Source organism: Rhizobium sp. 18065 (assembly GCF_902706095.1).
Lineage (GTDB): Bacteria > Pseudomonadota > Alphaproteobacteria > Rhizobiales > Rhizobiaceae > Allorhizobium.
In genome coordinates this window covers 197,882-223,088 of record NZ_CACSJP010000001.1, presented here as the reverse complement: position 1 = coordinate 223,088, position 25,207 = coordinate 197,882, and the positions used below count along the sequence as shown (strand labels likewise).

Below are 25,207 nucleotides of genomic sequence, written 5' to 3'. Positions count from 1 at the left end.
ATGCATCGCGCTTTGTTCGCAAAGTGACACGACCACACAAAACCATCACTCGTCACCATCCTCAGGAGGAACCCCGATGATTTCCGCTGACCAGATCCGTGAACATATGGAAGTGATTGCCGTCGATGGCTCGCATGTCGGCAACGTCGATCATCTTGAAGGCCAGAGCCGCATCAAGCTGACAAGGTCCGGTGCGCCGGACGGCAAGCATCACCTGATCCCGCTCGACTGGGTCGATCATATCGACAAGCATGTACATCTGTCGAAAAGCATCACCGACGTGCACAGCCAGTGGACCTCGATGAACTAACGAGGCGCCGGCTCCGGCGGCATTGCCCGCAGGAATGGCGTACAATTTTCGCGAAGCCGCAGCAGCAATGCCGCGGCTTCGTTCGTTTCATTGCAAACGCTTCGTTGGCAGAAAACCGCTTTGCGATTCGCCTGCGCAGCACGCGCCGTCGATCTGCAATGTGAACGGGCAAGCCCGTGCCCGGCCATTTTGGCGGTGCAGGCTGGTGAAAAGTCGCATGCGACGACCCGCGCTTGCGCAAGAAAGCCACCGTTTCTGGCGATTTTAGTTAAATTCCTGCTATGCGCTGAAACGGCCCGCTGCTATATGCGCAAGCCATGAGCACAGATAACCGTACGCCCCTCGACCATATCCGCAATTTCTCGATCGTGGCCCATATCGACCACGGCAAGTCGACGCTGGCTGACCGTCTGATCCAGACGACCGGCGGCCTTGCCGAGCGCGACATGTCCGAGCAGGTGCTGGATTCGATGGATATCGAACGCGAGCGCGGCATCACCATCAAGGCCCAGACGGTGCGTCTGCACTACAAGGCCAACAATGGCGAGACCTATATCCTCAACCTGATCGACACGCCCGGCCATGTCGACTTCGCCTATGAAGTGTCGCGGTCGCTCTCGGCCTGCGAAGGTTCGCTGCTGGTCGTCGACGCCTCCCAGGGCGTCGAAGCCCAGACGCTCGCCAATGTCTATCAGGCGATCGACAACAACCACGAGATCATCACGGTCTTGAACAAGGTCGACCTGCCGGCCGCCGAACCCGACCGCATTCGCGAGCAGATCGAGGAAGTCATCGGCATCGACGCAAGCCAAGCCGTGCTGATTTCGGCCAAGACCGGTTTCGGCATTCCCGATGTGCTGGAAGCGATCGTGCACCAATTGCCGGCGCCGAAGAGCGAGATGGGCGACAAAGGCCCGCTGAAGGCGCTTCTGGTCGATAGCTGGTATGACACCTATCTCGGCGTCATGGTTCTGGTGCGCATTCTCGACGGCGTGCTGACCAAGGGCCAGACGATCCGGATGATGGGCACAGATGCCAAATACCAGGTCGAGCGCGTCGGCGTGCTGACCCCGAAGATGCTCGCCGTCGATAGCCTCGGCCCCGGCGAGATCGGCTTCTTCACCGGCTCGATCAAGGAAGTGGCCGACACGCGCGTCGGCGATACGATTACCGAAGACAAGAAGCCGACGGCAAAAGCGCTGCCGGGCTTCAAGCCGGCCCAGCCGGTTGTGTTCTGCGGCCTGTTCCCGGTCGATGCGGCCGATTTCGAAGACCTGCGCGCTGCGATGGGCAAGCTTCGCCTCAACGACGCCTCCTTCTCGTTCGAAATGGAATCGTCCGCCGCCCTCGGCTTCGGTTTCCGCTGCGGCTTCCTCGGCCTGCTGCATCTCGAAATCATCCAGGAGCGCCTCGAGCGCGAGTTCAACCTCGACCTGATCGCGACGGCGCCTTCGGTGGTCTACAAGCTGTTCATGACCGACGGCACCGAGCGCGAACTGCATAACCCGGCCGACATGCCGGACGTGGTGCGCATCTCGGAAATCCACGAGCCGTGGATCAAGGCAACCATCCTGACGCCGGACGATTATCTCGGCGGCATCCTCAAGCTCTGCCAGGACCGCCGCGGCATCCAGACGGAACTCACTTATGTCGGCAAGCGCGCCATGCTCACCTATGAGCTGCCGCTCAACGAAGTGGTGTTCGATTTCTACGACCGCCTGAAGTCGATCTCCAAGGGTTATGCCTCGTTCGACTACCATCTCGACGCTTATCGCGAGGGCAACCTCGTCAAGATGTCGATCATGGTCAATGGCGAGCCGGTCGATGCACTGTCGATGCTGGTCCACCGTTCGGCTGCCGAAAAGCGCGGCCGCGATATGTGCGAGAAGCTGAAAGACCTGATCCCGCGCCACATGTTCAAGATCCCGATCCAGGCCGCCATCGGCGGCAACGTGATCGCCCGCGAAACGATCTCGGCCATGCGCAAGGACGTCACCGCCAAGTGCTACGGCGGCGACGCATCCCGCAAGCGCAAGCTGCTCGACAAGCAGAAGGCCGGCAAGAAGCGCATGCGCCAGTTCGGCAAGGTGGATATTCCGCAGGAAGCGTTCATCGCCGCGCTGAAGATGAGTGACGAGTGACGAGTGACGAGTGAAGTCATCAGCATTACCGTTGGCATAGCGTACAGCCAACGGGCGAAAGACTGACACGTGCACCAAGGGCGGCCCGCCGCCCTCGGCTCCCGCTTCCGGTTCCGCCATGCTTGCGTTACACTGCCTCGCCTTCACCGGAGAACCGTGCATGTCGACGCAGGCCCGCAGACCCACCGAACTGCCCCTGGATGAGACGCTTGTCGCGGAAGCCCATGAACTCGGGCTCGACGTGACGCGTGCTGCCGAAGCCGGCATCGCACATGCTGTGAAGGCGGAAAAAGAGCGGCGTTGGAAAATCGAGAACGCGGACGCAATTCAGGCGGACAATGAATATGTCGCCAAGCATGGCCTGCCGCTGGCAAAGTACCGGGTCTGGTAGAACATGGCACGATTTTGGGTCTATCGCCTAAAATCCGAAGACCAGTTGGTTGTCGATCTTCAGTCCGATTTTTTGCAGGATCTCCCATCCCGGGTCGTTGCCCCACTCCACCCAATTGAACAGGTGTCTTGGACAATCGCGCCGCTCACACCTCGCTTCGTGATAGGTGACCGCACCTATGTTTTGGCCACGCATCGTCTTTCTGCACTTCCTCTCTCCGCACTCGGCCCCGCCATCGCCGACCTGTCGCCTAGGGCGGACGAAATCACGGCCGCCACGGACTTCCTGTTCCAGGGATTCTGAGGCTTCATCTGCAACCCTTCCCCCCGCTTGCAGCCCCTCCAAATCCTCGTTATTTAGTTGTGCAGGCAATTCGAATAAACCGCGACGCGATCGCTTCCAAGGGGGAATAGCCAATGCACAAGTTCAAGATCGTCAAGACCGAGAAGGGCGAATACCGCGTCCAGTTCGTCTACAATGCCGAAGTGATGGTGTGGTCGGAGAACTATGCCTCGAAGGCAAGCGCGAAGAATTGCGTCGAGTCGATCAAGAAAAATGCACCGGCAGCCGCGATCGTCGACCTGACCAAGCAGGAGACCGGCAGCGGCTATCGCTTCGAGATCGACGAAGCGAAGAACGGCGAGACCTTCCTGCGCTTCCGTGCCGCCAATGGCGAGATCATGGTGCGCTCGGAAACCTACAAGGCGAAGGCCAGCGCCAGGAACTGCGCCACCTCGGTGCAGAAGAATGCGCCCGAGGCCGAGGTCGTCGAAGAGGGCTAACCTGCCGTTCGTCGCAAACCCTCACCGGCCGCCATCTCCAGCAACCAATCCTGCAACAGCCGCATGCCGGCGGTTAGCTGGCGTGATTTCAGCCGCGTCAGCCAGTAGCTGCCCATGCCCGTCTCGATGGCAAACGGCTGTACGAGCTGACCCGACGTCAGCAGCCGCTGGAACATCAGCGGTGGCGCCAGCGCCACGCCTGCCCCCTGCTGGGCGGCCTCGATCATCGCCAGCGAGGTATCGAAGACCATGCCCTTCATCGGCGCCGAGGCCTCGACCCCGGCTGTCGCAAACCACGACGCCCATTCCGATGCGCGGTAGGAACGCAGCAGCGTCTCGCCGAGCAGGTCCTCCGGCGCCTTCAGCCGGACGGCGATCTGCGGCAGGCAGAGCGGCGACAGGGGCGCCTCTAACAGCTGCTCTGCCTCCGTGCTGTGCCAGGCGCCATTGCCGAAGCGGATGGCGAAATCCAGGCCCTCGGCGGCCATGTCGACGCGATTGTTGTTGGTCGAGAGCCTGAGTTCGACAAACGGACATCGGCGGGCGAAATCCGCCATTCTCGGCAGCAGCCAGCCGACGGCAAAGGTGCCGACGGCGCCGACCTTGACCACTTCGCTCAGATGGCCGTCGTCGAAACGGTCGAGCGTGCCGGCGATGCGGTCGAAGCTTTCGCGCAGCACCGGCAGCAGCGCCTCGCCCTCTTCGGTGATCATCAGTCCGCGCGGCAGGCGCTTGAACAGGGCAACACCCAGCCGGTCCTCGAGCTGCTTGACCTGCTGGCTGACGGCTGCCTGGGTGACGCAGAGCTCGATCGCGGCGCGGGTAAACGACAGATGCCGGGCCGAGGCCTCGAAGGCGCGCAGCGCGTTGAGCGGAAGATAGGGTCGAACCATGAATGCCCCAGGTTTTCTAATGCAAGATACCAGATAAGGTCGCTTGCGGTGCAATTGCGATAAATTTAGCGATGGGGGCAAGCCAATCGCAAGCCGGAGCGCGAAACTCCCCTGGCCGGCGAAACTGCAAACTGCATCTCCAGCATGCCCAAGGAGCCTCCATGCCCACCTCATCCTCATCCTCATCCTCATCCTCCGCCCCCATCTCCCGCCGCCACTTCACCCGGCTTGCCGGCCTTGTCATCGGCGCGTCCCTTGCCGCGCCGCGCCTGTCGCTTGCGGCCGGCAATGGCGACGGCCAGTTCGCCCAAGCGCTCGAGGCGATCGAGGCGCGCATTCAGGCGCGGCTCGGCGCCTTCGTGCTCGACACCGAAACCGGGATGACGCTCGGCTACCGCGCCGACGAGCGCTTTCCGATGTGCAGCACCTTCAAGGCGATCGCCGCCGCTGCTGTGCTTTCGCGTGTCGATGCCGGCAGGGAGGATCTGTCGCGCCGGCTGCACTGGAAGAAGGCCGACCTGATCGCCCATTCACCGGTCACGGAAAAACACGTCAAGGCTGGCTTGACGCTCGCCGAGCTCTGCCATGCGGCAACCACGGTCAGCGACAACACGGCCGCCAACCTGCTGCTGGAGGCGATCGGCGGTCCGGCAGGCTTTACCGCCTTCGTGCGCTCGCTGGGTGACCCCGTCACCCGCATCGACCGGATGGAACCGGCGCTCAACAGCGCAAAACCGGGCGACAAGCGCGACACGACAAGCCCCGCAGCGATGGCCGCCCTCCTGAAAGCGCTGGTGCTCGACGATGCGCTGTCGCCGACATCGCGCGATCAACTCGGCCAGTGGATGATCGCCAATACCACCGGCGGTTTGAAGCTGCGCGCCGGCCTGCCGCGCGGTTTCACCATCGGCGACCGCACCGGTGCCGGGGCGAATGGCACGAACAATGTGATTGCCGTGATCTGGCCGCCGGAGCGCAAGCCGCTGGTGGCAACCGTGTTCATCACCGAAACCAAGACGCCGCGCCCGGAAACGGATCCGGCCATGGCCGAAATCGGCCGGCTGTTGACCCGCATCCTCGAAATCTGACCGCACAGCCGCAGCCGTCCCCGCTCTGGCGAGGGCTGCGGCTTTCCATTGCCGTCCGTTCACCACAAAAGCGATCAGCCAGACTTGGTCAGCCGGACTTAATCAGCCAGACTTGGTCAGCAATTGATAGAGAGCGATCGGGTTGGTCGAGAGATAGCGCACCAGCAGCCGGCGCGGCTCGCGAAACAGGCGATAGAGCCATTCGAGCCCGGCCTTCTGCATCCATTCCGGCGCACGCGGCAATTTGCCGGCGAGGAAATCGAACAGGCCGCCGGAGGTCTTGATGACGCCGACGCCACGCAGCCGGTCGAGATTGCGCGCGACAAACTGCTGTTCATAAGGCACGCCCATGCCGATCCACAGGATGTCCGGCTTCAGCCGGGCGATCTCGGCGACCACCGCCTCTTCCCGGTCTGCCAGATAACCGTTCGATGACCCGGCAAAGATCAGGTCCGGATAGGTCGCGCGCATCTGCGCCACCGCGCGCCGGTTGCTGTCTTCGGTTGCGCCGAGAAAGTAGAAGCTGACGCCCGCCCGCTCGGCCAGCGCTGCCACCGCATGGACCAGATCGGTGGTCGCCACCCGTTCGGGCAGCGGCGTGCGGCAGAGCATGCGCGACAACAGCACCATCGGCATGCCATCGGCATGGATCTGCCCTGCCTTCAGCAGGATGTCTCTGAACCCATCGTCCTTCGCCGCCAGCGCGATCACCTGACCATTGGCCGAGGTCGAGTAGAACGGCAGGCCGTCCCTGTTGCGCGCGTCAAGCGCCATGCGAATGAACGCATGGGCGGATGTGTGCATGTCGATCAAGGCAATGGGGAGACCGCCGAGCCGGACGGTGTTTGCACCATCGTCCGTCGGGCGATCTGTCAGGTCTGCATTGTGCATACGAAAGGGACGTCCAGTTGGTCGTTTGGTCCTGCAAGTTACTACCGCTATGTTAACGGTTCGCTACGAAGTGACCGCCGCAGGACAACCGCAGAGCAACGACCTTCATGGCTGCGCGCCATCCTCGACCACAGCGACGATCTCCGACCACAGTCTTTGCAGTTCCGGGCCTGCCTCTATCCGTGGAGCGGGTGCGTGCCAGGCTTCGAGCACCGCGTCCGCCATGGCCTGCGCATCGGCATCGGTCGCGACGAGGTGGATCGCCTTGTGCTCGATCAGCCGGCGAAACAGGCCATGATGGGCAAGTGCTGCGCCGCGGCGCGGCGCGTTCACGATCACCGGCCTGCCGGAAAGGCCGGCCGCCAGCACACTGCCGCGACGTGCGGTCAATCCCTCGGGAAACAGATAGCAGAACACGTCAACCTGCTCGAAAATCGCAAAGAGTTCGGCATCGGTCGCGACATAGCCTGTGACCGTGACCCGCTCACGGATGCCAAGGCGGCTCGCAAGCTCGAAGAAATCGCGCTCGATATTGTCCATGCCCTTGATGAAGGATCCAACAAAGACAATGCCGACATCATGGCCGCGCGCAAGCAGGTCTGCTGCGATGGCCAGGACTTCGGTCGACTGCTTTTTCGGGTAGATCGAGCCGAACTGGCCGATGATCAGGCGGCCGGCCTGTTTCTGCGCTTCCAGCGCCCGCGATCGCGATCCGGGCTGCAATGTGGCCGGTGGCACGAGATTGGGCGGCACAGGCACGATGGCGCGACGCTTCGTCGTGACTTTAGACACCGGGCTTACGGCAAACTCGTCTGCAATTTCCGGCGCCGAAAAACAGACGCGGCTGGCCAGCAGCATGACCGGCATCAGCACCAGACGGCGCTTCCAGTCCAGTGCCTGCCATTCATGCAGCACGACGACAAGTTTGCGGCGCATGAGCCAGGCGACCAGCGCCGCAAGCGTTGGCTCGACAAGCTTCGTCTTCCAGCCGACGACCGGAAAGTTGAAGATCGCCGCATCGACGCCGGACAGGGCCTTTGCCAAGGATAGCAGGTTGAAATCGAGCCTATGTCTGCGCGCGCGCGCTCCCAGCCGGTCGGCCAGCAGACCGGCAAAACTCTCGACGCCGCAGGTCTGCACCGCATCGGATACAAAAACGAGGTAGTTCTTTTCTGCCATGTCGATCAGTCCAATTCCTGGCCCATGGTTTGACCGATGTACTTGCATGCACATGTCGCGGGTCGAAACCGCCAGGCAAGCCGCGGTACGGTGAGCAAAATCGGCCTTTAATCTAAAAATTGCATGAAGCACCGCATCGATGCAGTTCGTCGCTGATCCTGAGCCACCGGTATTGCACAAGAGGCCGTTAAGCTATTCTAGAAAAATGCATCCTAGATTTGCCCGGGCATGCCGGACAGCCGGCACCGCGGCGACGAGGGAAGAGACATGACCACATCCATTTCGCTGGTTACGCCAAGCTATAGCGGCGATTTCGACTGCTGCCAGCTGCTGTGCGAATCGATCGATCGTCATGTCTCCGGGTACGACATGCATTACATCGTCGTCGGCGATGAAGACGCGGACCTTTTTTCAGCACTTGCCGGGCCGAAGCGCCGTGTGGTCCCGTCCTCGAGCCTGCTGCCGAAATTCTGGGCCTTGCCGAAATGGCGCGGCCGGCGCTACTGGTGGTCGCCCGCCATCCATCTGCCGGTCTATGGCTGGCACCTGCAGCAATTGCGCAAGATTGCCATGACGCTCGCCCAGTCGAGCGAACGGGTGATGTGCGTCGATTCCGACAACGTCTTCTGCCGTCCCCTCGATCTGGCGGAGATTGCCGCGACGGCAAGGCTGCCACATTATGTCGAGCCCGGCGAGATCAATCCCTCCCGTCCCAACCACGTGCGCTGGTGGCAGAACGCCCATAGCGTTCTCGGCCTGCCGGATCCGATCCTGCCCGGTGACGACTTCATCGGCCCGATGACGCTCTGGGAGCGCGAAACCGTGAAGGTCATGACAAGCCGCATCGAAGCGGTTTCCGGCCTGCCGTGGTGGCAGGCACTGGCACGCCAGCGGCATTTCTCCGAATATCTGGTCTATGGCGCGGCAGTCGCCAGCGATCCGACGCTTGCCGCCCGGCACGAGCGGGTCTCGGAAAGCCGTTGCGTCACCTATTGGGTAGGGCCGCCGCTCGATCGCGCCGGTCTTCAAGCGCTGATCGACAGCCTGTTGCCGCACCAATGCGCCATCACCATCCAGTCGCACACGCATACGCCGATCGAGATCATCCGTGAGGTCGCCATCGGCAAAGCCTGAGGCTGCCCTGGCCCCGTCAGCCCCTATCCTGTCAGCCCCCTGTTCTGTCAGCCCTTGTAGGGCTTGGGCAGGAAACCCAGGCTTGCCACTGTCCGGCCGAGCGACACCAGCAGGGGATGGCTTGCCGGCAGCAAGTGGCGGGTCTGCCCCAACAGCAGCAGCGACCGCCCAAGCCCGAGGAAAAGGCTCGCCGCATTCTTGGCAACAGGCTTGAGCGCGGATCGGCTGTGGATTCGGTCGATGACATAGTTGATGCTGCCGGTGCGGATCGACCTCTTCATCAGGAAGCGGGCCGAGACCCGTTCCTCGGCAACAAATTCGTGGATCAGCGCCTCGGCGCACCACCAGGTCCTGAAGCCTGCTTTGCGGCAGCGGGTGAAGAATTCCATGTCGCCGCCGCCGAGAAAATTGAAGCGCACGTCGAACAGGGGCGATTCGAGCCCCTCGAACACCCGGCGGCGGATCAGGCAATTGCCCGAGCCATGGATCTGGTCGATCTCGCGGCTTTCTCCTTCGATCGAGCCGAACAGCGGATGCCGCATGACGGCTGCGGTCGCCGGCACCTCGAACTCCCGATCGACCGGACCTCCGACGACATCGGCATTCTCGCGCATCGCCGTTCCAACGATCGCCGCCAGCCAGCCAGGCATGGCCATTTCGTCATCGTCGATCATCAGCAGGAACTCGGCCTTGGGAAAGGCCTGCATCGCTTCGGCAAAGGCACGGTTGATCGCGTGGCAATTGCCCTGCTTACCCTCGGTGAACACCGCATAAGGAACGTTTGCCGGGCCCAGCATTTCTTCGGCGCAGACTGCGCCGACCGGATTGGCGGCATCATTGTCGACAACAATGATGGCGAAGAGGAAATCGGTTTCCTGCGCGATGACGGACGCGAGCGTGCGCGCCAGCCAGGCTGGCCGACGAAAGGTCGGGATACAGACGACCGCCTGGATCGAACCCGCATCCTGCATTGGCATTTCCGAAGCTCTTGTCACCGGCGACTGCAATCTGGCTGATTTCAGCCTCTCTGATCCTGCGGCGGAACCTACAAACTGCAGGTAAGCATGACGTTAACGCGCATTCGCCAGACGCTGTGCCACACGCTGGGGCCTCGGCCAGTTCGGGCGCGCGGGCCGGACTTTTGCCGCGACACCCGGTTTTGCCTCGACAAGGCTGGCATAGGCCTGGAACCTCAACCCGAAGACCGAGATCAGCATGGTGAACCAGAGCGGTCCGGTATTGCCGAAAAACGGGCTCTCCAGGCAGGCAAAAAACAGCGAAAACATCCAGATGCGGATGAACAGCCGCGTCAGCGCCACGTCCTTGCCGCTCTTCAGGGCCCGGCCGGCATCGCGAATGGGCAGGAGTACAAGCCAGACCACCACCAGAACCAGCATCGGAACGCCGCCATTGATCAGCTGCTCGACATAGCCATTGTGCGAATTGGCGGCTGTTACCGCCCATGAACTGATGGCCTCGCCGCGCGAGAACAGGGCTTCCGTCTGCCAGAACGACTGGAAGCCATAGCCGAAGAACGGCCGGTCGGCGATTGCCGACAGTGCCAGTTCCCAGATCGAGCTGCGGTCGGTGAAGGTCGGATCGACGCCGAGCGAAATCAGGAAGCCGCTGACCGCCGGAGAAACGGCGGCCGACATCAGGATGGTGTTGACGATCAAAAGGCCGACAATCGGGATCAGCCAGCGCGAGGCCCGCACATGCTCGAACACCCAGGCCAGCACCAGAACCGCCGGCAACATGCCAGCGGACGTCTTGCCGCCGGACTTCAACACGAAGAAGCCTGCCGCGGCAACGATCGCCAGGCCGATGACGGTGGAGCGCACCTGGCGCAGGTAGAGGCCGAAAAACACCGCAAAGACCATCGCCCCGGCCGCAACGTTCTTATGGCCGAAATGACCGCGCCAGTCGCCGGCCAGCAATTGCTCCAGCGCATCGGTCGGTTGGTGGATCGCCCGCTGCGGCAGGGCAAGGACGCCGAAATAGGACAGGCAGATCACCGCGACCATGATACCGCAGACCAGCTTGCCGAACTGCTGTTCATTGCGCGGCAACAGCAGCACGGCGCTGCTGCACAGACAGACCAGGACGGCAAAGACGATGCGGCGGAAGGCCGTGGCCGGATCATCGGACAGAAGACCGGTGAAGCAGACCCAGAGCAGAAGCACCGCCAGCAGACCATGCGGCCTGAGCAGCATGCCGGCCGATCGATAGCGAAACATCGTCACCAGAACGATGCCGGACAGGCTGACGACGATCAACTGGTTGATGAGGTTCGAGCTCTTGCCATAGGCGGTCAGCAAAGCTGCGGCATTCGGGTCCGGAAAGGGCGCGAGACCGATCCAGAAATAGCAGAAAATGGTCAAAAAGAGCAGGCTGGAGAACAGGCCGTTCTTCGCGCCCGCTTCGTTCTGACGCCCGTCAGGCATAGGCTTCGTCCCCGAATTCGCTCAGATAGCGATAGTCGCGCCACAGGCCGAGCGCCACGGCGACGAAAAGGCCGAGGAACAGGCCGATCATGCCGCCGGCCGCGGCCAGCAGGTAGCCTCTGGGCGGGAAGCTGCGATTGGCAGGGGCGACTGCCGGCGTGACGATGCGGACATTGGTGGCATCGATCTGCTGGCGCTGGGCGGCTTCGCCGGCACGTGCCATGAAGGCTTCGTAGACGGCGGCCTTGGCACGGGCCTCGCGCTCGAGTTCGCGCAGCTGGATCTGCGAGGCGCTGTCGTCGAAAACCGAGGTTGCCATCTGGTTGGCTTGCGAACTCAGCTGTTTCAACGCTGTGCGCGCCTGATCGAGTTCGGTCTTGGCGGCCTGAACGATGCGGCCGGTCTCGGCGTTGATCTGGTCTTCGAGGGCCTTCACCTGCGGCGTCAGCGTCAGGATCACCGGATGATTGGGGCCAAGCACCGCCGACTGCGAGGTCATGCGCTGCTTCAGCGTCGAATACTGGGTACGCAGCATGGTCATCGTTTCCGACTGCAGGCTTGCGGCATTCATCTGGTTGCGCGGATCGGTGGCGACCAGCTCGTTGTAGCGGGTTTCGGCCTGGATCAGCCGCGCCCGCGCCTCGATCAGCTGGGTATTGGTCTGCTGCGACATCAGCGTGCTCGTCAGTTCGCCCGACACCGACTGCAGGCCGCGCTCGCGCTTGAACTGCTCAACATTCGATTCCGCCTTGGTCACCTCGACCTTCAGGTCATCGAGGCGCGCGATCAGCGCGCTTGCCGCCCTGCCCGCTCCTTCGGATTCCGCCTTGGCCAGTTCTTCCTGGAAGCTGGTGACGACGGCATTGGTGATATCGACCGACTTGGTCGGATTGTTCGACCAGACCGCGACATTGACGATGAAGGACCGTTCGTCACGGCGTGCGACAACGCGCTTGGCGAGCGTCGTCAGGGCGTCATTGGCCGGATCCTTCGATGACGCGCCGGCAAATTCCGGATCGTCATAGAGTTTCAGGTCCTTGACCACACGGCCGAGCACATTGCCCGAGGTGATGACGCGCAGCTTGCTGTCGACGTCGAGCAGCTTGGTGTCACGCTGCATGTTTTCGGAAAAGATGTCGTTGCTGACCACTCTCAGATTGGCCGGATCGAGCAGGATGTCGATGCCGGCGATAAAGCGCGGCTTGACGAAAATCGTCACGCTATAGCCGCCGACAGCGCCGAGTATCGCCAGCGCCACGATCCAGATCGCACCACCGCGCAACCAGTTCAGGACGCGGAAGAGATCGATCTGGAACAGCTGCTGGAGCCTTGAATAGGTTTCCGCATCGCTATTCGCATCGCTTCTCGCAACCCTGGCGCCGTCCTGTTCGAAAGCGGGAACAACCGTTTCAGTTTCATCCATATGCGAAGCCGGCACATGCGAAGCCGGCACATGCACAGACTCGGGCACAGGCTCGGGCAGCGCATCGGCCCGATGATGCACTCTGTCGATCCAGCCGCGTGTACTGACCACGGGCTTCTTCAGTCGAGAGTTGGCTTCATACATGGTGGTCGGGACCCAGTCACTATCGGCTTTGCGCGCGCAATCATGGTTAACAAACCCTGTTTTCATTAAGTATCCATTAATGCCGTTTCCGAATGATGCGTGCGCCTGCGTCACTCCTGATATAAAAGACACGCGATTGCGTCGTCTTGTGACACGCGCCACTGACCATGTTCCATTTTGGGCGTAGCCGAGGGAAGCACCGTGATGCGCAGGCGAGAGTTCGTGGTCGGCGCCCTGGGGGCCAGCCTTGCGGCATCCAGCATGCCGTTTGGTGCGCTTGACGGCGGCACGGCCAGCGCCAGCCAGCTCGGAACCGCCATCCCCTTTGGCGCCGCCGTGCGCGTCGACTATCTCGCCGACCAGTTCGACTACAAGACCGCCATCCTCGAGCACTGCCAGATCGTTGTCGGCGAAGGCGGGTTGAAATGGATCGACCTGCGTCCGACACGCGACGATTTCGTCTTCGACCAGCCCGATCGCCTGATCGCATTCGCCGAAGCCAATGGCATGAAGATGCGTGGCCATACCCTCGCCTGGTACGGCGCCATGCCGGACTGGACCCAGCAGATCGCCAGCGAAGCCGAGGCGGAAGGTGAACTTGTCCGCCACATCGAGACCGTGGTCGGCCGCTACAAGGGCCGGATCCCGAGCTGGGACGTGATCAACGAGGCGATCGCCGACCATCCGACCGCCGACGCGCCGTATCGTGATTCGATCTGGCAGCAACGCCTCGGCAAACGCTTCGTCGAGCTTTCGCTGCGCACGGCAGCAGCTGTGGACCCAAATGCACAGCTGGTGATCAACGACTACGCCATCGAAAACCCGACCGACCAGTGCCGGGCCAAGCGCGAAGCGCTTCTGACCATGCTGCGCGACCTGAAAGACCGCGACGTGCCGCTGCATGCCGTCGGCATCCAGGGCCATCTGCTCGGCGATCAGGAGATCGACAAAGACGGACTGTCGCGCTTTGTCGAAGAGGTTTCGGCGATGGACCTCGAGGTGCTGGTCACCGAACTCGACGTGATCGACAACAAACTGCCCGCCTCGACCTATGACCGCGACCAGATCGCGGCGGCCACCGCACGGGATTTCCTCAGCGCCATCTGCGACGTCAAGCGTCCGGGCGCCATTCTCACCTGGGGCATCACCGATCGTTATACCTGGGTGCCGATCTGGTTCAGCCGTGATGACGGCAAGCCGAACCGGCCACTGCCGCTCGACGTCAACTATCGTCCGAAAGCCCTGATGCAGGTGATCGAAGACTTCACGCGTGTGCCTGCCTGATGCTCCGTCAAATTTCGTCCTACATGATCGCCAATGTCGTCACCGTCCTGATCGGCGGTGCCTCGGTCGTTTTGTTCACCCACATCCTCAGCCCGCATGAATACGGCATCTATGTGCTGGGCATCAGCGTCGCCGGCCTGATCTCGACGCTTCTGTTCGGCTGGATCAAGACATCGGTCCTGCGCTTCACCTCCGAAGAGGGTGGTGCGGATGTGCGCATGTCGGCGCTGATTGCCTATGGCGTCATCGTGCTGGCAATCCCGTTGATGGTGATCGCCGCCCTCTTCCTGCCCGATGGCTCGGCGCAATATGTGGTGCCGGCGATCTTCGTCGCCTATACCGTCGGCCTGTTCGAATTCGTGCTGGAAATCTTCCGGGCGCGCCAGGAAACCGGATCCTACATGCGCTCGACGATCCTGCGCGCGGCGCTCGGGATCACGCTGTCCTGCATTCTGGTCATGGTGTTCGACCTCGGCGGCCAGGGCCTGCTGATCAGTGTCGCCGGCTCCTACCTGGTCACCATCCTGGTCTATGCGCCCAAGGTCTGGCGCCGCCCTCTGCATGGTTTCGACCGTGGCATTCTCACCGAAATGCTGCGCTTCGGCCTGCCGATGACCGTATCCGGCGGCATCTTCATGCTGCACACGATCATCGACCGGCTGATCATCGTCTCCTTCCTTGGCGAAAATGCCGCCGGCAATTATGGCGCGGCCGCCGATCTGGTCCGCCAGATCATCCTGTTTCCCGGCGTGGCAATCGGCTCGGCCATCGTGCCGATCGCCATCCGCCTGTTGTCCCAGGACGGACCTGCGGCCACCAACCGGCATCTGCTGCACAGCCTGGAACTGCTGCTGGCCATCCTTATTCCCGCCTGTGTCGGCATGGCGCTGACGGCCGCCAATTTTTCCGGCCTGATCCTCGGCCCGGAATTCGAGGTGGCGGCATCGCAGCTGATACCGGTCATTGTGTTCGCCTGGCTGTTCCGCTCGATCTCCTACCAGTTCATCCATGTCAGCTTCCAGCTCGCCAAGACGGCCCGGCTGGTGTCGATCCAGGGCACGGTCATCCTGACGATCAATGTCATCGGCATGTTCGTGCTGGTGCCGCGCATGGGGCTGATGGGTGCCGCATGGTCGCTGCTGTTTTCCGAGATCTGCGGCGTGATCGTCGGCTATTTCCTGTCGTTCAAGGCGCATCCGCTACCGCTCGAAATCTGGCCGACCGTGAAGATCTGCATCGCGACGGTGATCATGGCCGTGCCGACATGGTTCGTCGAAGGCTTTTTCACCAACAAGGGTCTGATCGACCTGCTCGTGCCGGTGCTGACGGGTGCCGTCACCTACACGGTTGCAGCACTCTGCCTCGATGTCGCCGGTATCCGCCGCATGCTGAGGGACCGCTTTTCCGGAACAGCTCGGCTGCCCGTCTAAGCCGGGCACGCAAGTGCCGCTCCGCGCGAAAAACGGCTGATAAATCCTGGCGATACAAGGTCTGTTAAGGTCTTGGGCATTTAATCGCTGCGGAAAAATGGACACGTCTCGCTGGCGTGTCCGCAAGAGGAAGAAAGCGTGGACGGAGCTGGAAACACATCCGTGCGGCGGGGGAAAAACGGCATGTCTGCCGCGCAACCCACCGTGTTCGGATCGCATGTCGGCCTGTTCTCTGCGCCAGACGACGGTCTCGGCGGCCGCGATCTGGCCGTGCTTTTTCTCAGCCCCTGGGGCATCGAGGAAATGTGTACCCGCAAATTCTACCGGATCCTTGCCGAACGGTTCGCAGCACTCGGGGTTGCCAGCCTGCGCTTCGACTATCCCGGCGCGGCCAATGCATTCGACGCGCCGGACGGCGGCGCAGGTCCGTCAAATTCAGGTATGGCCGATTCAGGTCTCCCCGATTCAAGTCTCCCTGCGACAGGTCTCCTCGAGTCCGGTCTGGCCAGCTGGATCACGACCATCCGTGCGGCCATTGACGAACTCAAGGCCCTGTCCGGTGCCCGCAACATCGTCCTGCTCGGCCAGGGGCTGGGCGGCAGCCTTGCCTGTCTGCGCGCGCCGATGGAAACCGATCTGGCCGGTCTGATGCTGCTCGGGCCGGTGCTCAAAGGTCGCAACTATCTGCGCGAACTGTCGCTCTGGTCGAAGATGATCGACGAGCCGATGCAGATCAAGGCCGAGCTTCGCGATACCTCGCCCGGCGCCATTGCCGGCCTGCGCATGCCGGAGACCGTTGCATCCGACCTGAAAAGCCTCGATCTTTCCGCCGCCGCTGCGCTCGGCACCGCGCTCGATCCGGGCCTGCCGGTGTTTCTTGGCCAGCGCCCGGGCAATCACGGAGACATCGCCTTCGGCGAGATCCTGCGCAAGACCAGCGCCCACCTGACGACGGCCGATTTCACCGGCTATGACCAGCTTGTCTCCGGCCCCCTGTCGCAGACGATGCCGGCCGCGTTTATCGAGACCGTGCTGTCCTTCGTTGAGGCATTGCCGCAATTCCAGAGCATGGCCGGAGACATCGCCCGGCCTCCGGTGATCCGGCCGATCGTTTGCAGCAAAAGCCGGGAGACGCCGGTGCGATTCGGCGACGGCGACCGGTTCTACGGCACCCTGTGTGAGCCGGTGGGAGCATCGATCGGAGTGACTGCGGTCATCCTGTCGACCTCCTACGATCACCAGGCCGGCTGGGCCGGTTCATCGGCGGAGATGGCGCGGCGGCTGGCTGCGATCGGCGTTTCCTCACTGCGTTACGATGCCGCCGGCGTCGGCGACAGCCCGCCGATCCCGGGACGCCGCAAACAGATCCTCTACGACGACGCCCAGCTTGCCGATGTCGCGGCCGCCTATGATTTCCTGGCAACACTGGGTCTGGCGGACAGGACGCTGATCGTCGGGCGCTGCAGCGGCGCCTATATCGCGCTGCGCGCCGCCATCACCGACCCGCGCTGGAACGGTCTGGTTGCCGTCAATCCGGATTCCCTGCTCTGGCGCTTCAAGGGTCTGCCGCGCACCCTGACCGCCTATTCCCAGACGCTTCTCAAGCCTGAGACGATGAAGCGCGTGCTTGCCGGCGAGGTCGACACCCTGGCTGCGTTGCGCAACATCAGCGTGCGGCTGATCGACCGCGCCGCTAGGTCCGCATCGCGTTTCGTCAAGGCGGCCGTGCCGATCACCCGGCTGAGTAGCCGGGTGCACAGCGAATTCCTGCAGCTTGAGGCACGCGGCACCCAGGTCGTGCTCGTCTATGCCGAGGGCGATGAAGGGCTGGAGCGCTTTCACGTGCATTTCGGCGCTCGAGCCGAGAAACTTGCCGCCTATGGCAATGTCGAATTCCAGATGATTGCCGATGCCGACCACAACCTGACCCCGCTTCCCGCCCGCGAAAGACTGTTCGAAATCGTCGAAGCGACCGCACGACACTTGGCCGTAAATCCCGCGATCTGAGCCATCTCAGGGGGATGAGTTTTCCAAATCCCCCAGTCTTTTCAATAAAACACACCCCATTTCATCCCCCTCCTTTCCACCCGTGCCATACTCCTCCCGTTCCGCCTTCGGATACACCGGATCTTGCGAGCCCGGCGAAGCGGAACCGGCGCCGGAGGGCGCGGCTGTCGCTGGCCAGACCCTCCGGGCCGGATGCAACGGTCTCCCTCCGGTGGCGGGATGGTGGATGGCAAAGACCTCGGATGGTTTGAGCCAACCTCGATCCCAACGGCCATCGGACGTGCCTCAGCGGCACACAAACAAGGCGCCGGATCCGGTCAACGGGTGCGGTGACAAAGACGGCGGGAGCTGGGGCGTTAATGCCAAGGCTCCCCGGGCGAGGGTCAGGTCGGGATGTGCGCACATCCGCCGAGAACCTGAAACCTCCCGGGCACCCGGCCAGGACGTCTCAACGAGACGTTCCGGACCCAAGCCCGGTTGACGGTGAAACGCTTGGTTTCGCCGGCCAGAGCCGCCTTGCCAGAGAGACGCATGCAACCGGCAAAAATCGCCGAACGGGGCGCCGGAAGGAGCCATATAAATTATTCATACAGGTTGCTTCTGGCGCCCTGTCCGAGACTGACACGCTATCCCCGGAGGAGAACATCCAACCGGTGTTTTGGCATGGGATTTTTGAAGGTTTTGATTGATGAGGATGGAGGATCAAGGATCGAACCATGAGCGCCGCCACAGCCGTACCGGCAAATGTCAGCCATCAGAGCCAGTTCGCCCCCCTCTGTCGGCTCCGCCGACATCTCCCCCACACGGGGGGAGATCGCCGAGACCTCGGCGCGAGGGAGAGAATGGTGAACTCAGCGCAAAGGCAAATAATGAACGGTGCCTCATTGTACCGGCCTCAATTGCACAAGATTTCCGTTTGGGCGAGCGGCAAACCACCTGCCGATCTCCCTCCTTGTGGGGGAGATGCCCGGCAGGGCAGAGGGGGGTATCGCCGAGCACAAGCGCCAACCGCGCAAACGCCCGGCCCGCCCCCTTACAGCCTCTCGCCCGGCGTCCAGACCCGGACAGGCCGATCGCGTTGCACGAGATAAAACCCGTCAGCCTTCACCGCCTGCCACGCCCCCGCCGTGCCGTCAGGCCACAACACGCGGATTTCCGTCCCGGTGTTGTCACCGATGCCGAAGTGGTGCCAGCCGGTCTTGCCGCTGGCATGGCCACCGCCGACGGTCACTTCGCGCGTCAGCACCCGATCGCCATGCCGGACCTCGATCCAGGCGCCGATCGCGTCGCGATTTGGCCCGTCCTGGCGCAGAGCCAGTTGCAGGAAGTGTCCCGCGTCGTTCGTCTCGTTGCGCCAGATCTCGACCGGCGAGCCCTGGTTGACGACGAGGAGATCGATGTGGCCATCGAGGTTGAAATCGCTGAGAGCGGCCCCTCTGCCGCTCCGCGTGCTGGCAATGCCGGCCGTATCGCCCATTTCGACAAACTTTCCGTCCACGCCCTGGACCAGCAGGTTGTTCGGGTCCTTCTCGGCAAAGTCCGGCATCTTGGCGACATTGCCCTTGGCAATGAACAGGTCGACGAGCCCGTCATTGTTGACGTCCTCGAAATCGGTATGCCAGGCGGTCGAGGGGCGGATTTCGCCGCCGGTATAGGGTCGGTGCGCCGTCACGCCCCGGGCAAAGGCGATATCGGCGAAACCCGGCTTCGGCCGGCCAGCCGTCGGTACTTCGGCCAGGACCTGCAGCTTGTTGTCGGCCATGCTGGTGAGGAAATAGTCGGGATAGCGGTCAAAATTGACGTCGTAGCTCGCTATGCCCATGCCCCAGATGCGCAGGTAGCGCCAACCGTCCTGCTGGCTGTAGAGCACCGGTGCCTTGCCCGGTTCGATGCGCCACATCTGCTCCTGGCCACCCTTGTAGTATTCACGGTCGTTGGAGACGCGCAGAGAAGGAGTGCCGGAGCGGTTCCAGTCGGTGAACAGGATCGACAAGGGGCAGAAAGAGGGTTTCAACGCCACAGACGGGGCAAAATGACGGCCAGCATCTGCGGCCGGTCGCTGCAGCCAGTTGTCGGTACACGAACCCCAGGGCTCGATGTCCTCGAAACGGTCAATGTAGTTGCCGACGGCCATGGTCGGCCAATTTTCGCCGCGCTCGAAGGTTGCGGAAAAGGCGGTCGACCAGGCGTCGCCACCGTCAAAACCCCAAGCCTCGTTGGCGCGCTCGAAGCGACATTCGCCGAGGCCGCGCATCGCGACATTCTCGCCGGAGCGCAAAAGCACGAGGTCCTGGACGCCGTCGGCATCGATGTCCAGCGGATAGGCGCCGAGAACCTTGTCGAGTTCAAGGCCGGATTTCGCTTCGACAAACGACAGCGGGCCGCCGGCTGTACTGCGGTTGCGATAGAACCTGGCCGGCGCCTCGCCGCCGGCAAGCAGCAGGTCAGCAAAGCCATCGGCATTGCAATCGAAGCTCGCGACGCCGCCGCCGACCATGAACTCCCAGTCGCCGCGATAGGTGCTGTCGATGCCGCTGCTCGCGGTTTCGTCGACAAAACGCGGGGCGAGCGGTTGCTTGCCTTCGGCGCTTGCCGCGCCCGCCGACAGGAGCAGGATCGCGGCGGCCGCCGACAACGGAAAATGGGCCATGGTCACTTGTTGCGCGCCTCTTGCTTTCGGGTCAATGCGGATCACGGCGGGTCAATTGCGGGTCACGAGTGCGACGGCGTGATCGCCGATGCAGCGGCCCTGATCGAGACCGCGCTCGATCGCGGCGCGGAAATGGATGCCGCCATAGAGGCGCGAAATGCCGGCCTCTTCGGCAGCTGCCCAGAAATTCGGGAAACTGCGGTTTGGCAGGCCGTCCTTTTCATGGGTCGAATCGACAAAGGCGACATCGTCGCCGAAGAAGGCGGTCAGCACCGCGGCAGCCGCACCCGACTGGGTGGAGTGGCCGCTCGGATATTCCGGAAACGGCGGCGTGATCAGCAGCGCCTCCCATTTCGGATCGATGACACGCTTGATATAGGTGATCGGCCGCAGCAGGTCGTATTCGAACTTGCTGTTCCAGCAGCCGATGAAGGCGTCGGCAAGCGTCACGCCGAGGCGGGCAAGCAGGTCGGCGCGGTCGGCGGCAGGTGCCTTGCGCTCGTCGAGCACATGCAGGGCGATCGAGATCCAGTGACCGGGTGGGGTTGGCGAGAGCATCGGATCATCGGACCAGAAGCGGGCAACCGCCCGCTGTTCCGGCGTGATCGACTTGACCACGTCATGCACTTCGAGGGCTTCGGTGTAGAAGGCGGAGCCCTTGTCTTCGCTATAGGCGGGCGGCGGCGGCAGGCCACAGCTCTTGCCCTCAGGCATGGCGAAAGGCCGGTTGTCGCCCCATTTGGGCAGGAGCGGTTTCTGCTGCTGGTTGACCAGGCTCGTCGGCACCCAGTTGCCAGGCCCCTTGTTGAGCGCGAACTCGACCGGAAAGCCCATGTTCTCGACCGTGGCGCCGCCATCGTCCTTCGACCAGTCCAAAACATGGGCGACGACGCCGCGACCATAATCTTCGCTGCGCGACGCAATGTCCGGCGCAAGGCCGTCGGCCACCCGTGCCGCCATCTTCGCCTGCATGCGCGACAGCACACGCTGGCCGGTCGGGCCGGTGTTGGAAAACAGTTGGCCGACCGCATCGGCCAGCGCCGCGTTGATCACCACCGCCTCGTCATAGGTCTTTGCGGGATCACGGCCGTCAAGCGGCGAAAGCCCGTTCAACTGGCCGGCCAGCGAACGCCGCGCGGGATCGCCCGATGCGGTCGCTTCATGGGCAATGATGCCGAGATAGGCGAAGGCGCGGCTGGCGACGGGCGGCGAATAGGTCGCCGTGTGGCGCACCAGCTCGAGCACCAGGCGATACCAGTCATGGATCACCGCATCGGCACCGGGCCGCTCGGCGGCAGCCAGCGGCGCAGACCAGACGGAAAAGATAATCAAGCCGATTGCGCCGATGCGCCGCCAGATTGCGTTCATTGCCCCCTCCCCGAGGTTTTGAATGCCGACCCTCCCGAAACCGGGGTCCCAAGGTCTTGTTCAGAGAGGATAAAGCATGGGGCCGGCCAACTCGCAAGAGACGAGCCACAAGAGTGGTGCGACCAGATGTGTCCTGCCGCCGCAGGGTGGTGAAAGCAGCTGGCGTCAGATCAGGATCGGATCTGGGCGACCCAGGCGCGGGCAATGGCGAGACCGGCCTCGTCCGAGGCGATGCCCTGGGTTTCGGCCAGGGCGGGATGGCGCTCCAGCCAGCCCGGCTCCTTGCGCTCGATGACATCAGGAAAGGCCGATTTCCAGTCGGACACGACCTGGCGGTCGGCCTCGAAATGGAACTGGAAGCCATAGGCCGCGCGACCGAGGCGAAATGCCTGGTGGCGTGCGCTGGTGTTTTCGGCGAGATGCACGGCGCCTGCCGGCAAGGTGAACGTATCGTCGTGCCACTGGAACGACAGGAAACTGTCGGAGAGCGCGGCGAAGACCGGATCGGCCTTGCCGTGGTCGGTCTTTTCGATCACGCGCCAGCCAAATTCCGGCGCGGCCCCGATCAGGTTGTCGCTGCCATAGGCACGGGCGAGCAACTGGCTGCCGAGACAGATGCCGAGCACGGCCTTGCCGGCGTCGCCATAGGCACGCATCAGGGTAGAAAGATCCGCCAGATAGGGATGTTTCCGGTCATCGCGGGCGTTCTGCTCGCCGCCGAGCACCACCAGCGCCTCGTAGTCATCAATCGTCGGCAGCGGAGCGCCGGCATAGGCGGGGATGACCGTGATCTCCGCACCGGCGTCGGCCAGCGCATGACCGACCTGACCGGGATAGGAGACCTTCATGTTTTCAACGATGGCGACGCGCATGGGATCCGTTGCTGTGAATCATCAGGAGCGGCCACGAAAGCATGGCAGATGTTTCGCCGCAAGGGCGCGACCCACGCCGCGCCCCGCTTTCTCGATCGACGTGCTTTCAGCGCTCAGAAAGTCTTTTTCAGGCGGGCGTCGATGGAATGGGCATTGCCGCCACGGCTGGCGAAAAACAGCGTGATGGCCGCCCAGATGATCGACTTTTCGGCGCCCGAGAAACCCTGGCTCATGGTGACCCAGTGGAAATAGACGGTAACCAGGAGGATGATGGTGGTCGCGAGGGCTGCCACACGGGTGAAGAGGCCAAGCGCAAGCAGGATACCGCCGAAAAATTCGCTGGCGGCCAGCAGTGGAGACCAGAAGACGCCGGGATAGAAGCCGAGACCTTCGACCATCTGGACGGCGCCGAAAGGATCGGCGATCTTGCCGCTGCCATGGATGGCGAGGCAGACGCCGGCGACGACGCGCAGAACGGTTTCGACGATCTCGTGTGTCGAGCGATAAAGCGGCGCGACTGCCGGGACGATGAGGCGGTCGGTTTCGGTGGAAGACATCGATGAACTCCTTGTAAAAAATGATCGATTGCCTCTTGGCGGAACAATGCCAGAGTGGCAATTGGCCGCAGATCAAAAGAAGAGTGATCCAGTTAACTTATCCGTGATGTCGGGGACAAAAGATGACAGCTGAGACGAAGGACAGACCGAGGATCTCGATCACCTACTGCACCCAGTGCAACTGGCTGCTGCGCAGCGGCTGGATGGCGCAGGAACTGTTGCAGACGTTTGCGGCCGATCTCGGCGAGGTGGCGCTGATCCCCGGTACCGGCGGTATTTTCGAGATCCGGCTGAACGGGGAACTGCTATGGGAGCGCAAGCGCGATGGCGGCTTTCCCGGACCGAAAGAGCTGAAACAGCGGGTGCGCGACGCAATCGACCCGGAACGCGATCTCGGCCATGTCGACCGGATCGACCCGGAGCGCAACAGCGGTCTCGACACCTGAGCAATCATCAGAAAAGGCGGCCCGAAGACCGCCTTTTCTGCATTCTTGCCTGTGTCGAACGTGGCTCAGCCGAAGGGCGAGCGACAGGTCTTGAAGTAGCCCGAGGACGACAGAAACTGGTTCGTCCTCGGATTGTAGGAGCGATACCGGTCAAGGCACCAGTCGATATGGCGGTCCCAGCTGCGGCCTGGCCTCGCATAGACCGGCGGCGGCGGGCGATAACCTGGCTGAACATAAACCGGAGGACGACCGTAGATCGGAGGGCGGCCATAACCCGGTGGCGGCGGTGGTGGACGGCCATAACCCGGCTCGACATAGACCGGAGGCCTTCCATAACCCGGCGGCGGCGGTGGCGGGCGGCGATAGCCCGGCGGCGGGCGATCCCAGGTTTCGTAACAACCGTTGAAGTCGCAGACCATGTCCACTGTCTGGATATCGGTTGACGTCCGTGCATCAGCAGGCTGGGCGCGCGAGACGGGCGAAGCGGGCATGATCGTGGCGGCCTGGGCCACCGCGGCCAGGCTCTCGACCGCGATCATCGCCAGCGCCAGAATTGCGGTTCTCTTTCTCATCGTCGATTTTCCTGTCTTCGACATCAATTTGCTGCCCTGCCCGACGCAAACGGACGGCAGCCTGACGAATAGTCAGCGTTTCGATCACGGCTTTTTCACGGCGTTGTTAACAGGTTCGCCGCGAGCATGTGTCTGAAAGGTCAGCAAAACCGGGCTTAAAACGCGATGCGGCCAACCTGATGAAGAATGTATATGCGGCTTCGACATGAAAACTTCAAAAAGCCGATTGACAGGGGGAGTCTGTCGCTTTACATGGCTCCTCGTCGCCCAGATGGCGGAATTGGTAGACGCGCCAGCTTCAGGTGCTGGTACTCGAAAGGGTGTGGAGGTTCGAGTCCTCTTCTGGGCACCAAATTCCTATTCATACCAAGGCTTTGGCCTTTGGATATGAACCTAAAAAAGCCCGGTTCGCCGGGCTTTTTTTATGGCTTTATTCCAGTCTCAAGCCGCACCGGCAACCGCCGCGCAATAGCATGAGCACGCTGGCCAACAAGGCTTGCCAATCCTGAGAGGAAACCCGCAATGGATGAAACAGTCGCTATCGAATCGCGCAGCGATTTTGCCCTCTGGGCGATCGAACGGGCGAAGGAAATCGTCAGCCAGGAAGGCTCGGCACTGGCGCTTGCCTCCCGTGACATGAACGAAGACGCGATCCGCGACGCGGGCCATGCGCTCGGTGCCGCGATCAGCGAAGCGCTGCTCGAAGTATTCGACGGCCTGATCGGCGAAGACGAATAACTAGGCGGCTGCACTCAATCCAGATTGCGCGGATTGACCCCCGGATACCAGCCGCGGCCAGAGGTCGGCGGCTGGGTGCCCTGATAGATGATGCCGTTCTTTTCGCAGCGATAGATGGTTCGCGGCAGGCTGTTTCGAAGCTCGCGCGCATCGATGCGCCTTGGCGCAGCGGTGAAGGTCTCGCATCTGTAGCCATCGCCAAACAGTTGCGGGTCCTGCGGCTTGACCCCCGGCAGGTTGGTGAATGCGTCCTGGCCGGCCTTCTGCCATTCGACGCCGCTGCCGGCGGCAAAGGATGCAGCCGGCGAGAGCGTCAACAAAATCAACCCAAGTGCGCTCGCAAACCTTGCCATTCTCGCAGCCGCGATGCGGCGTGGGACCGGGAGGGCTGAATTCGACTGGATCATGGGGAATGGTTCCGATGCGGGCTTCATGATTCCGATATAAGAAATCGGCCATCCCG

The 25,207-nt window shown here is 62.4% G+C and carries 24 protein-coding genes, 1 tRNA gene and 1 pseudogene; 14 read left to right on the top strand and 12 right to left on the bottom strand.

Annotation, left to right across the window (positions count from 1 at the left end):
• Positions 1 to 76: 76 nt before the first annotated feature.
• The 6 genes and pseudogenes from GVK95_RS01050 to GVK95_RS25155 all read left to right on the top strand — a co-directional run bounded on the left by GVK95_RS01050 (position 77) and on the right by GVK95_RS25155 (position 3,624).
• Positions 77 to 310, top strand: coding sequence for a DUF2171 domain-containing protein (locus GVK95_RS01050; protein ID WP_159946016.1), 234 nt, complete (start codon positions 77 to 79; stop codon positions 308 to 310).
• Between the two features lie 317 nt (positions 311 to 627).
• Complete coding sequence (gene lepA / locus GVK95_RS01045) at positions 628 to 2,451, top strand: translation elongation factor 4 (RefSeq protein ID WP_159946015.1); 1,824 nt, start codon at positions 628 to 630, stop codon at positions 2,449 to 2,451.
• Positions 2,452 to 2,611: 160 nt separating this feature from the next.
• Positions 2,612 to 2,842, top strand: a complete 231-nt coding sequence (locus GVK95_RS01040; RefSeq protein WP_159946014.1) for a type II toxin-antitoxin system CcdA family antitoxin — start codon at positions 2,612 to 2,614, stop codon at positions 2,840 to 2,842.
• 3 nt (positions 2,843 to 2,845) lie between these two features.
• Positions 2,846 to 3,145: a CcdB family protein gene (locus GVK95_RS01035; protein ID WP_159946013.1), complete on the top strand. Its 300-nt coding sequence runs from the start codon at positions 2,846 to 2,848 to the stop codon at positions 3,143 to 3,145.
• A 113-nt stretch (positions 3,146 to 3,258) separates the two neighbouring features.
• A pseudogene (locus tag GVK95_RS25160) lies at positions 3,259 to 3,429 on the top strand (DUF1508 domain-containing protein); the annotation flags it as partial.
• Positions 3,424 to 3,624, top strand: coding sequence for a DUF1508 domain-containing protein (locus tag GVK95_RS25155; protein ID WP_244618651.1), 201 nt, complete (start codon positions 3,424 to 3,426; stop codon positions 3,622 to 3,624). The pseudogene GVK95_RS25160 and the gene GVK95_RS25155, both read left to right, overlap by 6 nt.
• On the opposite strand, the gene GVK95_RS01025 is transcribed toward GVK95_RS25155, so the two are convergent.
• Positions 3,621 to 4,517, bottom strand: coding sequence for a LysR family transcriptional regulator (locus GVK95_RS01025; protein WP_159946011.1), 897 nt, complete (start codon positions 4,515 to 4,517; stop codon positions 3,621 to 3,623). The genes GVK95_RS25155 and GVK95_RS01025 overlap by 4 nt on opposite strands.
• Before the next feature lie 161 nt (positions 4,518 to 4,678).
• Here GVK95_RS01025 and bla point away from each other — a divergent pair, with 161 nt between their 5' ends.
• A complete protein-coding gene (bla, locus tag GVK95_RS01020; RefSeq protein ID WP_159946010.1) occupies positions 4,679 to 5,605 on the top strand; it encodes a class A beta-lactamase in 927 nt (308 codons plus the stop codon).
• Positions 5,606 to 5,707: 102 nt separating this feature from the next.
• Here bla and GVK95_RS01015 read toward each other — a convergent pair whose 3' ends face one another.
• Positions 5,708 to 6,496, bottom strand: a complete 789-nt coding sequence (locus GVK95_RS01015) for a WecB/TagA/CpsF family glycosyltransferase (RefSeq protein ID WP_159946009.1) — start codon at positions 6,494 to 6,496, stop codon at positions 5,708 to 5,710.
• 105 nt (positions 6,497 to 6,601) lie between these two features.
• Positions 6,602 to 7,675 carry a glycosyltransferase gene (locus GVK95_RS01010; RefSeq protein ID WP_159946008.1) on the bottom strand — a complete coding sequence of 358 codons (1,074 nt, stop codon included), beginning with the start codon at positions 7,673 to 7,675 and terminating at the stop codon, positions 6,602 to 6,604.
• A gap of 267 nt (positions 7,676 to 7,942) precedes the next feature.
• Here GVK95_RS01010 and GVK95_RS01005 point away from each other — a divergent pair, with 267 nt between their 5' ends.
• Positions 7,943 to 8,809, top strand: a complete 867-nt coding sequence (locus GVK95_RS01005) for a DUF6492 family protein (RefSeq protein ID WP_159946007.1) — start codon at positions 7,943 to 7,945, stop codon at positions 8,807 to 8,809.
• Positions 8,810 to 8,856: 47 nt separating this feature from the next.
• On the opposite strand, the gene GVK95_RS01000 is transcribed toward GVK95_RS01005, so the two are convergent.
• From GVK95_RS01000 to GVK95_RS00990, 3 genes are all read right to left on the bottom strand, one after another.
• Positions 8,857 to 9,780, bottom strand: a complete 924-nt coding sequence (locus GVK95_RS01000; RefSeq protein WP_159946006.1) for a glycosyltransferase family 2 protein — start codon at positions 9,778 to 9,780, stop codon at positions 8,857 to 8,859.
• 99 nt (positions 9,781 to 9,879) lie between these two features.
• A complete protein-coding gene (locus tag GVK95_RS00995; RefSeq protein ID WP_159946005.1) occupies positions 9,880 to 11,253 on the bottom strand; it encodes an O-antigen ligase in 1,374 nt (457 codons plus the stop codon).
• Positions 11,246 to 12,886, bottom strand: a complete 1,641-nt coding sequence (locus GVK95_RS00990) for a GumC family protein (protein ID WP_244618622.1) — start codon at positions 12,884 to 12,886, stop codon at positions 11,246 to 11,248. Before GVK95_RS00990 ends, GVK95_RS00995 begins: the two co-directional genes overlap by 8 nt.
• Positions 12,887 to 13,024: 138 nt before the next feature.
• Here GVK95_RS00990 and GVK95_RS00985 point away from each other — a divergent pair, with 138 nt between their 5' ends.
• From GVK95_RS00985 to GVK95_RS00975, 3 genes are all read left to right on the top strand, one after another.
• A complete protein-coding gene (locus GVK95_RS00985) occupies positions 13,025 to 14,104 on the top strand; it encodes an endo-1,4-beta-xylanase (RefSeq protein ID WP_159946004.1) in 1,080 nt (359 codons plus the stop codon).
• Positions 14,104 to 15,534, top strand: a complete 1,431-nt coding sequence (locus GVK95_RS00980; RefSeq protein WP_159946003.1) for an oligosaccharide flippase family protein — start codon at positions 14,104 to 14,106, stop codon at positions 15,532 to 15,534. The genes GVK95_RS00985 and GVK95_RS00980 overlap by 1 nt, the downstream gene beginning before the upstream one ends.
• 183 nt (positions 15,535 to 15,717) lie before the next feature.
• Positions 15,718 to 17,541 carry an alpha/beta fold hydrolase gene (locus GVK95_RS00975; protein ID WP_159946002.1) on the top strand — a complete coding sequence of 608 codons (1,824 nt, stop codon included), beginning with the start codon at positions 15,718 to 15,720 and terminating at the stop codon, positions 17,539 to 17,541.
• A gap of 1,033 nt (positions 17,542 to 18,574) precedes the next feature.
• Here the strand turns inward: GVK95_RS00975 and GVK95_RS00970 are convergent.
• The 4 genes from GVK95_RS00970 to GVK95_RS00955 all read right to left on the bottom strand — a co-directional run bounded on the left by GVK95_RS00970 (position 18,575) and on the right by GVK95_RS00955 (position 22,988).
• The gene (locus GVK95_RS00970; protein WP_244618650.1) at positions 18,575 to 20,191 is read right to left on the bottom strand and encodes a CRTAC1 family protein; all 1,617 of its coding nucleotides are present in this window, start codon (positions 20,189 to 20,191) and stop codon (positions 18,575 to 18,577) included.
• Positions 20,192 to 20,242: 51 nt separating this feature from the next.
• A complete protein-coding gene (locus tag GVK95_RS00965) occupies positions 20,243 to 21,559 on the bottom strand; it encodes a vanadium-dependent haloperoxidase (RefSeq protein WP_159946000.1) in 1,317 nt (438 codons plus the stop codon).
• Positions 21,560 to 21,729: 170 nt separating this feature from the next.
• On the bottom strand, positions 21,730 to 22,431 hold the full coding sequence (locus GVK95_RS00960) for a type 1 glutamine amidotransferase (protein WP_159945999.1): 702 nt from the start codon (positions 22,429 to 22,431) through the stop codon (positions 21,730 to 21,732).
• A 113-nt stretch (positions 22,432 to 22,544) separates the two neighbouring features.
• Positions 22,545 to 22,988 carry a DoxX family protein gene (locus tag GVK95_RS00955; RefSeq protein WP_159945998.1) on the bottom strand — a complete coding sequence of 148 codons (444 nt, stop codon included), beginning with the start codon at positions 22,986 to 22,988 and terminating at the stop codon, positions 22,545 to 22,547.
• 122 nt (positions 22,989 to 23,110) lie between these two features.
• Here GVK95_RS00955 and GVK95_RS00950 point away from each other — a divergent pair, with 122 nt between their 5' ends.
• Positions 23,111 to 23,434, top strand: a complete 324-nt coding sequence (locus tag GVK95_RS00950) for a SelT/SelW/SelH family protein (protein ID WP_159945997.1) — start codon at positions 23,111 to 23,113, stop codon at positions 23,432 to 23,434.
• Between the two features lie 65 nt (positions 23,435 to 23,499).
• Here the strand turns inward: GVK95_RS00950 and GVK95_RS00945 are convergent, their stop codons facing one another.
• The gene (locus tag GVK95_RS00945) at positions 23,500 to 24,006 is read right to left on the bottom strand and encodes a BA14K family protein (protein ID WP_159945996.1); all 507 of its coding nucleotides are present in this window, start codon (positions 24,004 to 24,006) and stop codon (positions 23,500 to 23,502) included.
• A 265-nt stretch (positions 24,007 to 24,271) separates the two neighbouring features.
• On the opposite strand from GVK95_RS00945, the gene GVK95_RS00940 reads away from it, so the two are divergent.
• Positions 24,272 to 24,358: transfer RNA gene (locus tag GVK95_RS00940), tRNA-Leu, on the top strand.
• Positions 24,359 to 24,528: 170 nt separating this feature from the next.
• Positions 24,529 to 24,744, top strand: a complete 216-nt coding sequence (locus GVK95_RS00935) for a hypothetical protein (protein WP_159945995.1) — start codon at positions 24,529 to 24,531, stop codon at positions 24,742 to 24,744.
• Between the two features lie 14 nt (positions 24,745 to 24,758).
• Here GVK95_RS00935 and GVK95_RS00930 read toward each other — a convergent pair whose 3' ends face one another.
• Positions 24,759 to 25,097: a hypothetical protein gene (locus GVK95_RS00930; protein ID WP_244618621.1), complete on the bottom strand. Its 339-nt coding sequence runs from the start codon at positions 25,095 to 25,097 to the stop codon at positions 24,759 to 24,761.
• Between the last annotated feature and the right edge of the window lie 110 nt (positions 25,098 to 25,207).

Coding starts and splice junctions, on each gene's coding strand:
- GVK95_RS01050 (WP_159946016.1), top strand. CDS start 77: ATGATTTCCGCTGACCAGATCCGTGAACATATGGAAGTGATTGCCGTC.
- GVK95_RS00975 (WP_159946002.1), top strand. CDS start 15,718: ATGTCTGCCGCGCAACCCACCGTGTTCGGATCGCATGTCGGCCTGTTC.
- GVK95_RS00970 (WP_244618650.1), bottom strand. CDS start 20,191: ATGGCCCATTTTCCGTTGTCGGCGGCCGCCGCGATCCTGCTCCTGTCG.
- GVK95_RS00950 (WP_159945997.1), top strand. CDS start 23,111: ATGACAGCTGAGACGAAGGACAGACCGAGGATCTCGATCACCTACTGC.
- GVK95_RS01000 (WP_159946006.1), bottom strand. CDS start 9,780: ATGCAGGATGCGGGTTCGATCCAGGCGGTCGTCTGTATCCCGACCTTT.
- GVK95_RS00935 (WP_159945995.1), top strand. CDS start 24,529: ATGGATGAAACAGTCGCTATCGAATCGCGCAGCGATTTTGCCCTCTGG.
- GVK95_RS01040 (WP_159946014.1), top strand. CDS start 2,612: ATGTCGACGCAGGCCCGCAGACCCACCGAACTGCCCCTGGATGAGACG.
- GVK95_RS01010 (WP_159946008.1), bottom strand. CDS start 7,675: ATGGCAGAAAAGAACTACCTCGTTTTTGTATCCGATGCGGTGCAGACC.
- GVK95_RS00985 (WP_159946004.1), top strand. CDS start 13,025: ATGCGCAGGCGAGAGTTCGTGGTCGGCGCCCTGGGGGCCAGCCTTGCG.
- GVK95_RS00955 (WP_159945998.1), bottom strand. CDS start 22,988: ATGTCTTCCACCGAAACCGACCGCCTCATCGTCCCGGCAGTCGCGCCG.
- GVK95_RS00995 (WP_159946005.1), bottom strand. CDS start 11,253: ATGCCTGACGGGCGTCAGAACGAAGCGGGCGCGAAGAACGGCCTGTTC.
- bla (WP_159946010.1), top strand. CDS start 4,679: ATGCCCACCTCATCCTCATCCTCATCCTCATCCTCCGCCCCCATCTCC.
- GVK95_RS01035 (WP_159946013.1), top strand. CDS start 2,846: ATGGCACGATTTTGGGTCTATCGCCTAAAATCCGAAGACCAGTTGGTT.
- GVK95_RS01005 (WP_159946007.1), top strand. CDS start 7,943: ATGACCACATCCATTTCGCTGGTTACGCCAAGCTATAGCGGCGATTTC.
- GVK95_RS00960 (WP_159945999.1), bottom strand. CDS start 22,431: ATGCGCGTCGCCATCGTTGAAAACATGAAGGTCTCCTATCCCGGTCAG.
- GVK95_RS00990 (WP_244618622.1), bottom strand. CDS start 12,886: ATGAAAACAGGGTTTGTTAACCATGATTGCGCGCGCAAAGCCGATAGT.
- GVK95_RS01025 (WP_159946011.1), bottom strand. CDS start 4,517: ATGGTTCGACCCTATCTTCCGCTCAACGCGCTGCGCGCCTTCGAGGCC.
- GVK95_RS01015 (WP_159946009.1), bottom strand. CDS start 6,496: ATGCACAATGCAGACCTGACAGATCGCCCGACGGACGATGGTGCAAAC.
- GVK95_RS00930 (WP_244618621.1), bottom strand. CDS start 25,097: ATGGCAAGGTTTGCGAGCGCACTTGGGTTGATTTTGTTGACGCTCTCG.
- lepA (WP_159946015.1), top strand. CDS start 628: ATGAGCACAGATAACCGTACGCCCCTCGACCATATCCGCAATTTCTCG.
- GVK95_RS00965 (WP_159946000.1), bottom strand. CDS start 21,559: ATGAACGCAATCTGGCGGCGCATCGGCGCAATCGGCTTGATTATCTTT.
- GVK95_RS00945 (WP_159945996.1), bottom strand. CDS start 24,006: ATGAGAAAGAGAACCGCAATTCTGGCGCTGGCGATGATCGCGGTCGAG.
- GVK95_RS00980 (WP_159946003.1), top strand. CDS start 14,104: ATGCTCCGTCAAATTTCGTCCTACATGATCGCCAATGTCGTCACCGTC.